General features: G+C 72.2%; 12 protein-coding genes and 1 pseudogene. 8 read left to right on the top strand and 5 right to left on the bottom strand.

Annotated elements, in window-relative coordinates; all coding sequences use genetic code 11:
* Window positions 1–6: 6 nt before the first annotated feature.
* Genes LE181_RS12280 through LE181_RS12270 form a run of 3 tightly spaced genes read right to left on the bottom strand, consistent with a single transcriptional unit; the run spans window position 7 to window position 3,091 of the window.
* A complete protein-coding gene (locus LE181_RS12280) occupies window positions 7–873 on the bottom strand; it encodes a carbohydrate ABC transporter permease (RefSeq protein ID WP_372458325.1) in 867 nt (288 codons plus the stop codon).
* On the bottom strand, window positions 873–1,775 hold the full coding sequence (locus LE181_RS12275; RefSeq protein WP_372458326.1) for a carbohydrate ABC transporter permease: 903 nt from the start codon (window positions 1,773–1,775) through the stop codon (window positions 873–875). Before LE181_RS12275 ends, LE181_RS12280 begins: the two co-directional genes overlap by 1 nt.
* The gene (locus LE181_RS12270) at window positions 1,775–3,091 is read right to left on the bottom strand and encodes an ABC transporter substrate-binding protein (protein ID WP_225661270.1); all 1,317 of its coding nucleotides are present in this window, start codon (window positions 3,089–3,091) and stop codon (window positions 1,775–1,777) included. The genes LE181_RS12275 and LE181_RS12270 overlap by 1 nt, the downstream gene beginning before the upstream one ends.
* Window positions 3,092–3,230: 139 nt before the next feature.
* Here LE181_RS12270 and LE181_RS12265 point away from each other — a divergent pair, with 139 nt between their 5' ends.
* From LE181_RS12265 to LE181_RS12235, 7 genes are all read left to right on the top strand, one after another.
* Entirely contained in the window at window positions 3,231–4,283 is a 1,053-nt protein-coding gene (locus LE181_RS12265; protein WP_225661269.1) for a LacI family DNA-binding transcriptional regulator, read from the top strand.
* Window positions 4,284–4,408: 125 nt separating this feature from the next.
* On the top strand, window positions 4,409–5,242 hold the full coding sequence (locus LE181_RS32200) for an HNH endonuclease family protein (protein ID WP_263868813.1): 834 nt from the start codon (window positions 4,409–4,411) through the stop codon (window positions 5,240–5,242).
* Window positions 5,243–5,361: 119 nt separating this feature from the next.
* Window positions 5,362–6,954: an ABC transporter substrate-binding protein gene (locus LE181_RS12255; protein WP_225661268.1), complete on the top strand. Its 1,593-nt coding sequence runs from the start codon at window positions 5,362–5,364 to the stop codon at window positions 6,952–6,954.
* Between the two features lie 23 nt (window positions 6,955–6,977).
* The gene (locus LE181_RS12250) at window positions 6,978–7,943 is read left to right on the top strand and encodes an ABC transporter permease (RefSeq protein ID WP_225661267.1); all 966 of its coding nucleotides are present in this window, start codon (window positions 6,978–6,980) and stop codon (window positions 7,941–7,943) included.
* Window positions 7,936–8,763, top strand: a complete 828-nt coding sequence (locus LE181_RS12245) for an ABC transporter permease (RefSeq protein WP_225661266.1) — start codon at window positions 7,936–7,938, stop codon at window positions 8,761–8,763. The genes LE181_RS12250 and LE181_RS12245 overlap by 8 nt, the downstream gene beginning before the upstream one ends.
* 104 nt (window positions 8,764–8,867) lie before the next feature.
* Window positions 8,868–9,764 carry an ABC transporter ATP-binding protein gene (locus tag LE181_RS12240; protein ID WP_225661294.1) on the top strand — a complete coding sequence of 299 codons (897 nt, stop codon included), beginning with the start codon at window positions 8,868–8,870 and terminating at the stop codon, window positions 9,762–9,764.
* The gene (locus LE181_RS12235; RefSeq protein WP_225661265.1) at window positions 9,757–10,470 is read left to right on the top strand and encodes an ABC transporter ATP-binding protein; all 714 of its coding nucleotides are present in this window, start codon (window positions 9,757–9,759) and stop codon (window positions 10,468–10,470) included. Before LE181_RS12240 ends, LE181_RS12235 begins: the two co-directional genes overlap by 8 nt.
* Here the strand turns inward: LE181_RS12235 and lysX are convergent.
* Entirely contained in the window at window positions 10,415–13,804 is a 3,390-nt protein-coding gene (lysX, locus tag LE181_RS12230) for a bifunctional lysylphosphatidylglycerol synthetase/lysine--tRNA ligase LysX (RefSeq protein ID WP_225661264.1), read from the bottom strand. The genes LE181_RS12235 and lysX overlap by 56 nt on opposite strands.
* A gap of 216 nt (window positions 13,805–14,020) precedes the next feature.
* Here lysX and LE181_RS12225 point away from each other — a divergent pair, with 216 nt between their 5' ends.
* Entirely contained in the window at window positions 14,021–14,215 is a 195-nt protein-coding gene (locus tag LE181_RS12225; protein ID WP_190107654.1) for a hypothetical protein, read from the top strand.
* Between the two features lie 109 nt (window positions 14,216–14,324).
* On the opposite strand, the pseudogene LE181_RS12220 reads toward LE181_RS12225, so the two are convergent.
* A pseudogene (locus LE181_RS12220) lies at window positions 14,325–14,787 on the bottom strand (Crp/Fnr family transcriptional regulator); the annotation flags it as partial.

Below are 14,787 nucleotides of genomic sequence, written 5' to 3'. Positions count from 1 at the left end.
CGGTGGTCAGCCCTTGACGGCGCCTTCGCCGGCCCCGCGGAAGAAGGAGCGCTGCAGGCAGGCGAACATCACGACGAGCGGGGCGACCGCGATGACGGTTCCGGCGGCGACCAGCCGCGGGTTCTGCGTGAACGTGCCGTGCAGGTGGTTCAGCCCGACGGTGAGCGTGAAGCGGTCCGAGTCGGACAGGACGATCAGCGGCCACAGGAAGTCGTCCCAGGCGCCCATAAAGGCGAAGATCGCGACGACGGCGAGGGTGCCGCGCACCGAGGGCAGACCGATCCGGAGGAACCGCTGCCATGCGGTGGCCCCGTCGATGACGGCCGCCTCCTCGATCTCCCGGGGCACGGCGGCGAAGGCGTTCCGCATGAGCAGGACGTTCAGGGCACCGACGGCGCCGGGCAGCGCGACGGCGACGAGCGTGTTGTTGAGGTGGAGGTCGCGGACCATCGTGAACTGCGCGATCACAATGGACTCCAGGGGCACCAGCAGCGCCATTACAAAGGCGATGCCCGCCGCCTTCCGCCCGCGGAAGCGCAGCCGGGCCAGCGCGTAGCCGGCCGTAGAGGCGCCGACGAGGTTGGTGACCACGCTGGCGGCGGCGACCTTCAGGGAGTTCAGGGCGTAGTCCCAGACGGGGATGATGCGGGCGACCTCGCGGTAGTTGTGGAGGGTCGGATGCTCGGGCAGGAAGCGCGGCGGGGAGGTGTAGACGTCCTCGGTGGTGCCCTTGAACGAGGTGGACAGCTGCCACAGGAACGGGCCGACGGTGAGGGCCAGGACGGCCAGCATCAGCACGTAGCGCAGCGCCTTCTCCCAGGCCGGGGTCCGGCGCACCAGGCGTCCTCCTCGCCCCAGGTGTCTTCCTCGCATCAGGCGTCCTCCTTCCGGTCGGCGCGCAGGACGAGCAGCATCAGCAGCAGCGCGATGACGAAGACGACGAGGGAGAGCGCCGAGGCGTAGCCGACGCGCCCGTTCAGCCCGGTGCCGGTGCGCTGGACGAGCATGACCAGGGTGGTGTCCTGGCCGGCGGGTCCTCCGGTGGGGCCGGCGAGCAGGTAGACCTCGGAGAAGACCTTGAACGCCGCGACGGACGACAGCGCACCGACCAGCACCATGGTGGACCGCACCGCGGGCACGGTGACGCTGACGAAGCGGCGCAGGGCGCCGGCCCCGTCGACGGCGGCCGCCTCGTGCAGCTCGCGGGGGACGTTCGCGAGTGCCGCGAGGTAGATGACCATGTAGTAGCCGAGGCCCTTCCACACGGTCAGCGCCATGGCGCTGAGCAACAGCAGCCACGAGTTGCCGAGGAAGTCGACGGGGCCGGCCCCGAGGGTGTGCAGGAGGGCGTTGAGCAGGCCGCGGTCGTCGAGCATCCACCCCCAGATCAGGGCGACCACGACGACGGACGCCACGACCGGCGTGTAGAAGGCGGAGCGGAAGAAGGCGACACCGGGCAGCTGCTTCTGGACCAGCAGCGCGAGCAGCAGGGGCAGCAGCACGGTGAACGGCACCACGAGGGCGACGTAGAGGGCGCTGTTGCGCAGGGCGGTCCAGAACTGTTCGTCGTCGAGCATGGCGCGGAAGTTCGCCAGGCCCACCCACGTGCCGGGGGTGAGGGTGCGGGCGTCGGTGAACGCCTTGTGGACGGTCGTCAGGAACGGATAGAGGCTGAAGGTGGCGACGACGGCGAGGCCGGGCAGCAGGAAGAGCCAGGGGCTGGCGGCGTGGTGGGTGCGGACGCGGGAGGCGGACGGCCGGCGCACGACGGGTATCAGCCCTGCCGGAGGAGCTTGTTGCTCTGTGCGGCCGCGTCGTCGAGTGCCTGCCGGGGCGTCTTCTTCCCCTGCAGCGCCTTGGCGACCTCGTTGCGCAGGACGGTCTTCATCTCCTCGCTCATCACCACCGGCGTGTAATTGACCGCACCCTTGAGCATCTTCGCGGACGCGACGCGGACCCGGCCCTCGTCGGTGCCGTCGTCCTGCGTCCAGTACGGGTCGTCCAGGGAGCCCTTGGTGCTGGGGAAGACGGCAACCTTGTGCGCGAAGGACTCCTGGTTCTTCCTGTCCGTGACGAAGTGGGCGAAGGCGATGGCAGCCGCCTTGTGCCGGCTCTGCTGATGGACGGCCAGGCCCATCACGTACATGTTGGGTTTGCCGGTGTTGTTGGGCGCCTCGGTGATGCCGAGGTTGCGGTAGAGGGTGGGGGCGTTCTTCTTGAACGTGTCCAGATCGTGGGCGCTGCCCGGGTTCATGGCGACCTTCTGCTCCAGGAACTTCTGACCGGATTTCTCCGGGGTGTTGGTGAGCGCCTGCGGATCCAGGCCGCCGTGGTCGTAGAGCTCCTTGTACCGGGTGAGGAGCTCGACGCCCTTCGGCTCGTTGTAGGTGAATTTCGTGGCGTCGTCGTTCATCAGCCGCACGCCGTAACGGCCGAAGTCCTCGATGGCGGGGGTCCCGGCGAGCGTGGCCGTGCGGCCGCCGGACTGCCGCGCCATCCGGCCGGCGGCCGCGAACAGCTCGTCGTAGCTTTTCGGAGGCTTCTCGGGGTCGAGCCCCGCCTCCCGGAAGAGGGTTTTGTTGTAGAAGAGCGGCCCGGTGTTGAGGTACCACGGGAAGGAGTACGAACCATCCAGCCCCGGCAGCGTGTTGCCCTGCCACGCCTCCGGCGTGTACTCGTCCTTGAAGCGGGCGGCGGCCTTCTCCTTGTCCAGGTTCATCAGCACCCCCGCCCTGGCCAGGGGATAGGAGAGGTCGGGGGAGACGTTGACGACGTCCGGGAGGGTGCCGCCGGCCGCGTCGGCGCTGAGCTTGTCGGCGTAGTGCTCGGCCGGCTGGTCCCGCCAGGTGACCTTGACGCCGGGATTCTCCTTCTCGAAGTCCTTGACGAGACCTTCGAAGTAGTCCTTGAAATTCGCCCGGAGATTCCAGGTCTGGAAGGTGATGTCGCCCTCGGGCTTTCCGTCGGCGCTCGATCCGCCTCCGCCCCCGCCCCCGTCCCCCGCATCGCCCGACCCGCAGGCGGTGAGCGCCAGAGCGGCGACGAGAAGGGGCACGGTGGCGGCGGCTCTGCGGGGCCGGGGCAGGGGCATGGCGGCTGATCTCCTTCGATCGGGTCGGCAGGAGGCAGCACAAAACCTGCACCCCGAAAGGGAGTTGCGTCAATACTTCCGTCACGCACTAATGCGCTTTAGTGTGACGGCACTCAAGCGCTTCAGTGGGAGGGCAGCCATGCGCCGCAGGCCGACGATGAAGGACATCGCACGCCGCGCGGGCGTCTCCGAGAGCGCGGTGTCCTTCGCCCTCAACGACCGGCCGGGCGTCTCCGCCGCCACCCGGGCGCGGGTGCGGCGCGTCGCCGACCAGCTGGGCTGGCAGCCCAGCACGGCCGCCCGCGCCCTGTCCGGCGAGGGGGCGGCCACCGTCGGCCTCGTCCTGGCCCGGCCCGCCCGTACGCTCGGCGTCGAGTCGTTCTTCCTCCAACTCGTCTCCGGAGTGCAGGAGGCGCTCGCCACCCGGCGCCTGGGGCTGCTGTTCCAGGTCGTGGAGGACGTGGACGCCGAGTGCGCGGTCTACCGCCGCTGGTGGGCCGAGCACCGCGTGGACGGCCTCCTCGTCGTCGACCCGCGCGAGGCCGACCCGCGCCCGGCGCTCCTCGCCGAACTCGGCCTGCCCGCCGTGATCATCGGCGCTCCGGGCGCACGCCCCGTTCCCGCCGGCACCCCCGTCTCTCACCTCTGGGCCGACGACGCCGGTGCGATGGCCTCCGTCGTCGAGCACCTCCACGGCCTCGGCCACCGCCGCGTGGTGCACATCGCCGGCCTGCCCGGCCTCGCCCACACCCGCCGCCGCATCGACTCCCTGCGCACGGAGGCCGGGCGCCGCCACCTGACCGACGTCACCTCCCTCCCCACCGACTACTCCGACGCCCAGGGCGCCGAGGCCACGCGCCGGGTTCTCGCCTCCGCCCGGCCGCCCACCGCGATCGTCTACGACAACGACGTCATGGCGGTGGCGGGCCTGGCCGTCGCGGCCGAGCGCGGCGTGTCCGTCCCCGGCGACCTTTCGATCGTCGCGTGGGACGACTCGGTCCTGTGCCGCGCCACCCACCCCCCGCTCACCGCACTGACCCGTGACACCGCGGCCTTCGGCCGCCAGGCGGCGATCCACCTGACGGCCCTGCTGGCCGGCGCCCCCGCCACGGACCTGCGCGCCGCCCTCCCCCGCCTCACGTCCCGCGCCAGCACGGGCCCGGCGCGCGGGACGACGCCTGCGGCCCGGTAGGGACAGCCGCGGCCACCACGCCGAACGGGCGAATTATCAGAAAAGAAGTTCGGGGGTGCGGCCGGTGGTCAATTCCTGAAGAAGGCTGCTCCGGCCGACGGTCACGTCTTCGAAGGAGGACCCTCATGCGCCCGAGCCCACGCCGGTACCGAATACTGGCCCTCGCCTCCGCCCTGCTCGCCGCCGCCCTCCCGGGCGCCGTCGCGAACGCCTCGCCCGCGCCGCCGAAGCCGCACGCCGACGCCCGGCACCGGGCGCCGCACAACTTCGACGAACTCGACTGCGAGGGCCCCGAGGAGGACCGGCTGCCGCCGAACGACTCGGGACAGGGCGGCGTCCACACCCCGTCCGGCGCATCCCGCCACCGGCGGGCCCACGCGCCCGCCCTCCCCACCGTCAAATGGCCCAAGAACATCCCCGACCTCGACGACGCCCGGCGCATGCTCCGCGAACTTCCCGTCCGGAGATTCGACAGCACGGGTTTCCGGCGCGAGCAGTTCGGCGGCAAGAACTGCTGGGTCCTGCACGGCGCCGACAAGTGCTCCACCCGCGAGCTCGCCCTCAAGGCCCGGTCCGAAATCCCGGTCACCCTGCGCGGCTCCTGCAAGGTCGTCGGCGGCCGCTGGGAGAGCGCCTACGACGGCATGACCGTCGCCAACCCCCTGCGCGTCGACATCGACCACATCGTCCCGCTCAAGGTCGCCTGGGGCTCCGGCGCCCGGAACTGGCCGGAACACAAGCGCCGCGCCTTCGCCAACGACCTCAGCGGCTCGCCCCAGCTCATCGCCGTCTCCACCTGGAGCAACCGCGACAAGGGCGACAAGACCCCCGACAAGTGGCTCCCCAAGGGTCACGAGTGCCTCTACAGCCGTGCATGGATCGGGGTGAAGGACTACTACGACCTCAACGTCACCCGCGCAGAAAAGCGCAAACTCCAACAGGTCCTACGCCGCTGCTGAACCCCTCAACCCCTCCTGACCAGCCCAAACCCCGCCCCCGCCGCCCACCCCTCACGGTGACTGCTGTTTAATTGCGACTGATTCGCAACAGCAATAGATGGTGAGTAGAGGTGCAGGGCATGACGGCCCGGTCCGTACGGGGAGTGGCCGCCGTGGCCACGGCAGGTGTGCTCGCAGGAGGGGTGGCCGGCTGCTCGGCGCCCGGTGGGAGCGGGGGCGCGGGAGCCAAGGACTCGCTCGTCGTCGGGCTCGCCAACGAGCCCGAGACCCTCAGCCCCCTCCTCGGTTACGGCAAGGACGGCAACTCCAAGATCTTCGACGGGCTGCTGCGCCGCGACGCGGCCATGAAGCTCCAGCCCGCCCTCGCCGCCGGACTGCCCGAGATCACCGACGACGGACGCACGTACACCTACAAGCTCCGCCAGGGCGTGACGTTCAGCGACGGCAAGCCCTTCTCCGCCAAGGACGTGGTCTTCACCTACCGGACCATCCTCGACGAGAAGACCAACAACGCCGCCAAGGGCGAGCTCGACGCCATCGACAAGGTCACCGCCCAGGGCGACGACACCGTCGTCTTCGCGCTCAAGTACCCCTACGCCCCCTTCGCCGAGCGCACCGTGCTGCCCATCGCACCCGAGCACGCGGCCAAGGGCCAGGACGTCAACACCGGCTCGTTCAACACCGCGCCCATCGGCACCGGCCCGTACGTCCTCACCGGCTGGAGCAAGGGCGAGAAGCTGACCTTCAAGGCCAACCCCACCTACTGGCGCGGCGAGCCCAAGGTCAAGAAGCTCACCATGGCGATCATCAAGGACGACGATGTGCGCGCCACCCGGCTGCGCTCCGGCGACCTCGACGGCGCCATCCTGCCGCCCAACCTCGCCAAGGGCTTCAAGGGCGACAAGGGCAAGCTCACCCTGACCGCCAAGACCACCGACTTCCGCGGCGTCACCCTGCCCACCGCCGGCAAGGTCACCGGCGACACCGCCGTCCGCCGCGCCCTCGACCTGGCCGTCGACCGCAAGGCCATGGTCGACAAGCTGCTCGAAGGCGCCGGCCGGGCCGGGTACGGGCCCGTCCCCACCGACAGCGAGTGGTTCGCCCGGGGCACCGAGCGCCCGCACGACCCGGACAAGGCCAAGAAGCTGCTGGACGACGCGGGCTGGCGGTCCGGCGGCGACGGCATCCGCGAGAAGGACGGCGAGCGCGCCTCCTTCACCCTCTGGTTCCCCGCCGGTGACAAGCTCCGCGAGGAGCACGCCCTCGCCTTCGCCTCCGACGCCAAGAAGGCCGGCATCGAGGTCAAGGTGCAGAGCGGCACCTGGGAGGTCATCGAGCCGCGCATGAAGAACGACGCGGTCCTCGCCGGCGGCGGCAACCCCGCCGACCCCGACTTCGACCTCTACAACCTCCTGCACTCCTCCCTCGCCCTCGACGGCTTCAACAACATGGCCGCCTACGCCGACCCCGACGTCGACAAGGCCCTGGAGGAGGGCCGGCGCAGCGGCGACAAGAACGCCCGCAAGGCCGCCTACGACGCCGTCCAGCGCGGCCTCGCCGACAACCCCGGCTACATCTTCCTCACCCACGTCGACCACCTGTACGTGATGAACGACGGCTGGCGCGAACTCACCACCCAGGTCGAGCCGCACGACCACGGCCTCGGCGCCGGCCCGTGGTGGAACGTCGAGGACTGGCAGACCCAGCAGTGATCACCAGGCTCCCCTGGGGGCCGATGGCACGCATGGCGGGACGGCGGCTGCTGGCCGCCGTCCCCCTGCTCGCCGTCGTCACCTTCGGCGTCTTCGCCGTCGCCGCCGCCTCCCCGTTCGACCCGGCCAGGGCGTACGCCGGCTCCGCCGGGCTCGGCGCCGGCCGGGACGTCCTCGACCAACTGCGCGAGAACCTCGGCGCCGACCGGCCGTTCGTCGTCCGCTGGTGGGAATGGCTGACGGCCGCCCTCGGCGGCGACCTCGGCCGGTCCACCTCCCTGCGGCAGCCCGTCGCCCAGGTCATCGGCGAACGCATCGGCTGGTCCGTCCTGTTGTGCGGCATCGCCTTCCTGCTCGCCGTCTGCACCGGCACCGCCCTCGGCGTCCTCGCTGCCCGGCGCCGCGGCGGCCTGCTCGACCGCACCGTCACCTCCCTCGCCTACGCCCTTGAAGCGGCACCGCCCTTCTGGCTCGGCCTGCTCGCGATGTGGTTCTTCGCCATCCGGCTCGACGCGCTCCCGGCCGGCGGCCTCACCGACACCGGCGCCGACTCCGTCACCGCCGGCCAGGTCGCCTCCCACCTCGTCCTGCCCGCCCTCGTCCTCGCCACCACCCAGCTGCCGTGGTTCGTGCTGTACGTACGCCAGGGCGTCGGCGACGCCCTGGACGAGGACTCCGTGCGCGGCGCCCGCGCCCGCGGCCTGCGCGAGCGGACCGTACTGCTCCGCCACGCCCTGCGCTCCGGACTGCTGCCCGTCCTCACCCTCATCGGCTCGCGCGTCCCCGAACTGATCACCGGCGCCCTGCTGGTCGAGACCGTCTTCAGCTGGCCCGGCATCGCCTCCGCGACCGTCCAGGCCGCCACCAGCGTCGACTTCCCGCTCCTGGCCGCCCTCACCGTCCTCGCCACGGCCGCCGTCCTGCTCGGCAACCTGCTCTCCGACCTGCTGTACGGCCTGGCCGACCCGAGGGTGGGCTTCGATGGGTAGCCACACCGTGCGCCTGCGCGCCTCGGCATGCGTCCTGGCGGCGGTCGTCCTCGCCGTCCTGGTGGTGCCGCTCGCCGTCCCCCTCGACGAGCAGGCCGTCGATCTCGCCGCGAAACTGCGCCCCCCGACCTGGGCGCATCCCTTCGGAACCGACGAGGTCGGCCGCGACCTGCTGCTGCGCTGCGTGTACGGGCTGCGCCTGTCCCTGCTCGTCGGCGTCGTCGCCGCGCTCACCGCGACCGTCCTCGGCACGGCCGCCGGTGTGCTGGCGGGCGCGCTCGGCGGCTGGACGGACCGTGCGCTCATGCGGCTCGTCGACCTCTTCTCGTCCGTACCGCACCTGCTGCTCGGCATCTTCGTCGTCGCCATGTTCCGGCCCGGCATCTGGCCGGTGATCGCCTCGGTGGTGGTGACCCACTGGCTGTCGACGGCCCGCATCGTCCGGGCCGAACTGCTGTCGCTGCGCACCCGCCCCTACGTCGACGCCGCCGTCTCGGGCGGCGCGTCCCGCCTCCGCGTGACCGTACGGCACCTGCTGCCGGGCGTACTGCCGCAGGCCGGGCTCGCGGCGGTCCTGATGATCCCGCACGCCATCTGGCACGAGTCGGCGCTGTCGTTCCTGGGCCTGGGCCTGCCCACCCACGAGGCCAGCCTCGGCAACATGGTCAACGGCGCCCGCGGCTCGCTCCTCGCGGGCGACTGGTGGCCCACGCTCTTCCCCGGCCTGTTCATCGTCGTCCCCACCCTGGCCGTGGCGGCCCTCGCCGGCGCCTGGCGCGAACGGCTCGACCCGCGCCGCCGATCGGAGCTGACGCTGTGACCACCCCCGAGTCCCCTGCGCCTCCCACGACACCCACGCCCCGGAACGCATCCGTCCACGACGGACCCCTCCTCGACGTCGACGGCCTGACCGTACGGTTCCGCATGCGCGGCGGGCGGGAGGTCGCCGCCGTCACCGACGCCTCGTTCCGGCTCCGGCCGGGGGAGTGCCTCGCCCTCGTCGGCGAGAGCGGCTGCGGCAAGTCCGTCCTCGCCTCCGCACTGCTGGGGCTGCTGCCCCGCAACGCGCGGACCGCGGGCCGGGCCCTGCTGGGCGACCTGGACCTGCTCGCCGCCGACGAACGCACCCTCGCCCGCACCGTACGGGGCCGCCGCATCGGCCTCGTACCGCAGAGCCCCGCCGGCCACCTCACCCCCGTGCGCACCGTCCGCTCGCAGCTGCGCGAGACCGTGCGCGAGCTGACCGGCGTCCGGGGCAGCGCCCTGGACGGGGCCGTCCCGGCCGCCGCCGCACGGGCGGCGTTCCCCGCCGACCACCTCGACCGCCACCCCCACCAGCTCTCCGGCGGTCTCGCGCAGCGCGCGGCCACCGCGCTCGCCCTCGTCGGCGAAGCGCCCCTGCTGCTCGCCGACGAGCCCACCACCGGCCTGGACCGCGCGCTCGTCGACCGCACGGCCGACGAACTGCGCCGGCACGTCGACGCCGGCCACGCCCTGCTGATGATCACCCACGATCTCGTGGCGGCCGGGCGGATCGCCGACCGCGTGGCCGTCATGTACGCGGGCCGCATCGTCGAGCTCGCCGACGCGGCCTCCTTCTTCGGCGCGCCGGGTCCCCGCCACCCCTATGCCCGCGGCCTGCTCGACGCCCTGCCGGAACGGTCCTTCACGCCGGTCCCGGGCATGCCCCCGGAACTGGGCGCGCTGCCCGACGGCTGCGCGTTCGCGGCGCGGTGCACGCGGGCCACCGATGCCTGCGCCACCGTGCCCGCGTTCACCGAGGGCCTCGCCTGCCACCACGAGGAGGAACCCGGTGCTTGAGCTGCGCGGCATCAGCGCGGGGTACGACCCGCGCACGCCGGTCGTGCGGGACGTCTCGCTGACCGTCCACGACGGTGAAGCCCTCGGCCTGCTCGGCCCCAGCGGCTGCGGCAAGTCCACCCTCGCCCGCGTCGCCGCGCTGCTGCACCGGCCCACGGCCGGGACCGTCGTCATCGACGGTGAGCGCGCCCGGGGCTGGCGCCACCGCGCGCCGCGCGCACAACGCACCGCCTTCGGCGTCGTCTTCCAGCAGCCGCGGCAGTCTGCCGACCCGCGGCTCCGCCTGCGCGACCTCATCGCCGAGCCCCTGCGCGCGACGGGCCGGCGGGCCGAAGCCCCCGAACGCGTCCGCGCGCTGGCCCCGGACGTCGGCCTGTCGGAGGACCTGCTGGCGCGCCGCCCGCACGAGGTCAGCGACGGTCAGCTGCAGCGCGCCTGCCTGGCGAGGGCCCTGGTCCTGCGCCCGCGTTGGCTGATCTGCGACGAGATGACGGCGATGCTGGACGCGTCGACGACGGCCGCGCTCGTCGGCGTCGTCGAGAGCTACCGCCGCGAGAGCGGCGCCGGTCTGCTCGCCGTCAGCCACGACCCCGTACTGCTGGAGCGCTGGTGCGACCGCACGGTCCGCTGGGACGACCTCGGTGCGTCCCTCAACGATGCCGCACCAGCGGAAACGGCAGCGTCTCCCGGATCGACAGCCCCGTAAGGAACATCACCAGCCGGTCCACCCCGATCCCCAGCCCGCCCGTCGGCGGCATCGCGTACTCCAGCGCCCGCAGGAAGTCCTCGTCCAGCTCCATCGCCTCGGGGTCGCCGCCCGCCGCCAGCAGGGACTGCGCCGTCAGCCGCCGCCGCTGCTCGACGGGGTCGATCAGCTCCGAGTACGCCGTGCCCAGCTCCGTACCGAACGCCACGAGGTCCCAGCGCTCGGCCAGCCGGGGATCCGCCCGGTGGGGGCGGGTGAGGGGGGAGACGTCGGTGGGGAAGTCCTTGTAGAAGACTGGCAGCGTGGTGCGCTCCTCCACCAGCCGCTCGTACAGCTCCAGCACGATGTCGCCCCGCCCGTCCTCCGGCCGGTGCGGCACGCCCGCCGCGTCACAGCAGGCGCGCAGCGCCGCAACGGGCGTATCGGCGCCGATCTCCTGGCCGAGCGCCTCGGAAACCGCGCCGTAGACGGTCTTCACGGGCCAGTGCCCCGAAATGTCGTGCTCGGTCCGCTTGCCCGCGTCGTCGGTCCGCACCACGATCGCCGAGCCGTGGGCGGCGACCGCGGCCTGCTGGACGAGCTCGCGGGTCAGCTCCAGCATCACGTCGTAGTCCGCGAACGCCTGGTACGCCTCCAGCATCGTGAACTCGGGGTTGTGCTTGTACGACACGCCCTCGTTGCGGAACGTCCGGCCCAGCTCGAAGACCTTCTCCATACCGCCGACGCAGAGCCGCTTCAGATACAGCTCCGGGGCGATCCGCAGGTACAGGTCGAGGTCGTAGGCGTTGATGTGGGTGGTGAAGGGGCGGGCGTTCGCACCGCCGTGGATCTGCTGCAACATCGGCGTCTCGACCTCCAGGAAGCCCCGGTCGAGCAGCCCCTGGCGGAGCGCCTGTACGGCCGCACTGCGCGCCTGCACCGTGCGCCGGGCCTCCGGCGAGACGGCCAGGTCCACGTAGCGCATCCGGACCCGCGCCTCGGGGTCGCTCAGGCCGCGCCGCTTGTCGGGCAGCGGGCGCAGGCACTTCGCGGTCATCCGGGCGCGGGTGACGAACAGCGTCGGCTCGCCGCGGTCGCTGGTGCCCGGGTCGCCCTCGGCCTCGATGTGGTCGCCGAGGTCGATGTGGGTGGTGAAGCGCCGCAAGAGCTCCTGGCCCGAGCCGTCGCGGGTGAAGGCGAGCTGGAGGTCACCGGACCAGTCGCGCAGCACGGCGAAGGCGATCCCGCCGTGGTTGCGGATCAGCAGCACACGGCCCGCCACCGTCACCCGCCCACCACTGCGGGAGGCGGGCGGGAGCCCGGCGAGGCCGGCGTGGACCTCGGCGAGGGTGTGGGTACGGCGGGCGTCGACGGGGTACGGCTCGACGCCCGCGGCACGCAGCCGTTCCAGCTTCCGCCGCCGCACCCGCACCTGCTCCGGAAGACCCGCGAGCTCGTCGGCCCCGGCCGCCCCGGCGCCGCCGTCGGCGCCGGTGGTGAAGCCGAGCTCGGACAGCGAGGGCAGGCCCGCCGTGGACGCCGGGCGCGCTCCGCCCCGCGGCCGCCCGCGGCTCCAGAGTTTGCCCAGGCTCGGGACGGCGACGAAGCCCTCGGCGATGCCCGCGGCCAGCCCGATGCGGGCCAGCGCCCCCGCGTCCGCGTAGCACAGGAACCGCGGATGCCACTCGGGGTTGTACTTCACGTTCGAGCGGTAGAGCGCCTCCAGCTGCCACCACTTGGAGAAGAACAGCAGCAGCTTCCGCCACAGCCGCAGCACCGGGCCGGCTCCGATGCGCGCACCCTCCTCGAACACGGAACGGAAGACGGCGAAGTTGAGGGAGATGCGCTTGACCCCGAACCGTCCGGCCTGCGCGCACAGCCGGGTCACCATGAACTCCATGACCCCGTTGGGTGCTGCCCGGTCGCGCCGCATCACGTCCAGCGACACCCCGTCGGAACCCCACGGCACGAACGACAACAGGGCGATCATCGTGCCGTCGCTCGCGAACGCCTCGACCAGCAGGCAGTCGCCGTCGGCCGGGTCGCCGAGCCGGCCCAGGGCCATGGAGAAGCCACGCTCGGTCTCGGTGTCGCGCCAGGCGTCGGCGCGCCGGATGACCTCGCCCATCTCCTCGTCGGAGAGTGCCGAGTGACGGCGGATGCGGACGGACGCGCCCGTGCGCTCCACCCGGTTGACCGCCTGGCGGGTCACCCGCATCTCCCGCCCGTCCAGGTCGAACGAGGCGACCTGGAGGATCGCCTCGTCGCCCAGCTGCAGCGCCCCCAGGCCGGAGCGCGCGTACGCCCGGGCTCCCTCCTCGCTGGCCCCCATCACCGCCGGCTGCCAGCCGTAGTGGCCGGCCAGCTCCAGCCAGGCGTCGACGGCCGGGGTCCATGCCTCCGGGTCACCGAGGGGGTCCCCGGAGGCCAGGCACACGCCCGCCTCCACCCGGTAGGTGACCGCCGCCTTGCCGCTGGGGGAGAAGACGACCGCCTTGTCACGCCGGGTCGCGAAGTAGCCGAGCGAGTCGCGGCCGCCGTAGCGGCCGAGCAGGGCGCGGATCCGCGGCTCCTCGTCGTCGTGCAGGGCCGCCTCCAGCCGCTGTGAGCGGAAGAGCGCCATGGCGGCGTTGAGCAGGGCCAGCGCGCCGAAGAGGCCGAGGAAGAAGTAGACCCAGTGCGGCGGGTGCCCGGTGAAGTGCCGGCCGCTGACGAGGCCGCCGCACACCTTGTTGGCGACGAACAGCAGCCGGTTGCCACCGCCGCTCTCCAGGGTGCCGGGGAAGAGCGAGACCAGGGCCCAGCCGAGCAGGATGGCGACGGCCAGGCCCGCGGCGAGGACGAGCAGGGCCCGCAGGAAGGCGCCGCGCCGTGACTTGGCGTAGAACTCCCGGCGGGCCAGGAGCAGCAGCGTGATCCCGGCGATGCACAGCACCAGCGACGGGATCGTGTCCCAGTAGCCCACGGCGAGCAGCACGACGTCCGTGAACAGCAGCAGCGCCAGGTAGGCCAGGACGAACCAGAGCGTGACCCGTTTGCGGGCGGCCGTCGCGGCGGCGAGCAGCAGCAGGAAGACGGCGTAGGCGAGGTTGGACGCGGTGGGGACCGTCAGCAGGTCCAGCGCGTTCGTCAGCGGCTCCGCCGCACGGCGCAGGGAGGGGACGAGCGAGGTGATGGCGCAGAAGACGCCGAGCAGCCCGAAGAAGAGTGCGAATCCGTTGGGGACCCGGTGCAGGAAACGGTGCCAGGCGGTGTCCCGGGCGGTCGGCTCGGGGCCGGTCCCCTGTGCCCGTCCGTCCTGCTGTGCCCTTCTTTCCTGCGCCGTGGCGGAACCGGGCTCCCGGGCTGTGCTCATTCCGTCAGCCTAGGCACCGGCCGCTCGGGGCGCCCGTCGAACGGGCGGCCGTTCGCCCGCTGTCGGCTTGTCGCATGGCGTTTTTCGTGGCTTGTCACGGTATTCCACGGCTGAATCGGTGATTTTCCACTCGGATGGAGTATGTCTGTCGCCTCGGTCGTGGGGGTGGGATGAGCGACACTGGCGGAATCCGCCGCTCCGTCGAGGAGGTACACCATGGCCGTGTCGATTTCGGTGGTCCTGCTGCTTCTGATCCTGGCGGTGGTGTTCATGCGCAGCGGAGGGCTGCGCACCGGGCACGCGCTGGTGTGCGTGCTGCTCGGCTTCCTGCTCGCGAGCACCAGTGTTGCACCGACCATCTCGCACGGCCTGTCGGCCACCGCGCAATTCGTCAGCGGCGTGAAGCCCTGACCGGAGCGGTCGTCAGCGGCGTGAAGCCCTGACCGGAGCGGTGTGAAGCTCTCACCGGTCGACCGCCCACCAGGGCGGACGACCGGTGACCACTGCTTGCGGTGGCGGGTCAGCGCCCGATCTCGACGTCCTCCAGGATGCCGAGGGCGTCCGGCACCAGCACCGCCGCCGAGTAGTAGGCGCTCACCAGGTAGGACGAGACCGCCTGCTCGTTGATGCCCATGAAGCGCACGTTGAGGCTGGGCTGGTACTCGTCGGGGATGCCGGTCTGGTGGAGGCCGATGACGCCCTGGTTCTCCTCGCCGGTCCGCATGGCGATGATCGAACTCGTCCCGGTCTCGCTGATCGGGATCTTGTTGCAGGGGAGCAGGGGAACGCCACGCCAGGAGCGCACCGCAGTGCCCTGCACCTCGATGTTCTTCGGGTACAGGCCGCGGCTGTTGCACTCGCGGCCGAACGCGGCGATGGTCCGCGGGTGCGCCAGCAGGAACTGGGTCTTGCGGCGCCGGGACAGCAGCTCGTCGAGGTCGTCGGGGGTGGGCGGGCCGCTGCGGGTGTGGATGCGCTGCCCG

It is taken from the genome of Streptomyces sichuanensis, assembly GCF_020328095.1.
GTDB classification, from domain to species: Bacteria; Actinomycetota; Actinomycetes; order Streptomycetales; family Streptomycetaceae; genus Streptomyces; species Streptomyces cinnamoneus.
Note: the sequence above shows the minus strand (reverse complement) of the source record. Positions and strands in the feature narration are given on the sequence as shown.

Excerpts from the sequence above, each read along its gene's own strand:
- LE181_RS12240 (WP_225661294.1), top strand. The coding sequence starts at position 8,868 with ATGCGCGGCGGGCGGGAGGTCGCCGCCGTCACCGACGCCTCGTTCCGG.
- LE181_RS12280 (WP_372458325.1), bottom strand. The coding sequence starts at position 873 with ATGCGAGGAAGACACCTGGGGCGAGGAGGACGCCTGGTGCGCCGGACC.
- LE181_RS12245 (WP_225661266.1), top strand. The coding sequence starts at position 7,936 with ATGGGTAGCCACACCGTGCGCCTGCGCGCCTCGGCATGCGTCCTGGCG.
- LE181_RS32200 (WP_263868813.1), top strand. The coding sequence starts at position 4,409 with ATGCGCCCGAGCCCACGCCGGTACCGAATACTGGCCCTCGCCTCCGCC.
- LE181_RS12250 (WP_225661267.1), top strand. The coding sequence starts at position 6,978 with ATGGCACGCATGGCGGGACGGCGGCTGCTGGCCGCCGTCCCCCTGCTC.
- LE181_RS12225 (WP_190107654.1), top strand. The coding sequence starts at position 14,021 with ATGGCCGTGTCGATTTCGGTGGTCCTGCTGCTTCTGATCCTGGCGGTG.
- LE181_RS12255 (WP_225661268.1), top strand. The coding sequence starts at position 5,362 with ATGACGGCCCGGTCCGTACGGGGAGTGGCCGCCGTGGCCACGGCAGGT.
- lysX (WP_225661264.1), bottom strand. The coding sequence starts at position 13,804 with ATGAGCACAGCCCGGGAGCCCGGTTCCGCCACGGCGCAGGAAAGAAGG.
- LE181_RS12270 (WP_225661270.1), bottom strand. The coding sequence starts at position 3,091 with ATGCCCCTGCCCCGGCCCCGCAGAGCCGCCGCCACCGTGCCCCTTCTC.
- LE181_RS12265 (WP_225661269.1), top strand. The coding sequence starts at position 3,231 with ATGCGCCGCAGGCCGACGATGAAGGACATCGCACGCCGCGCGGGCGTC.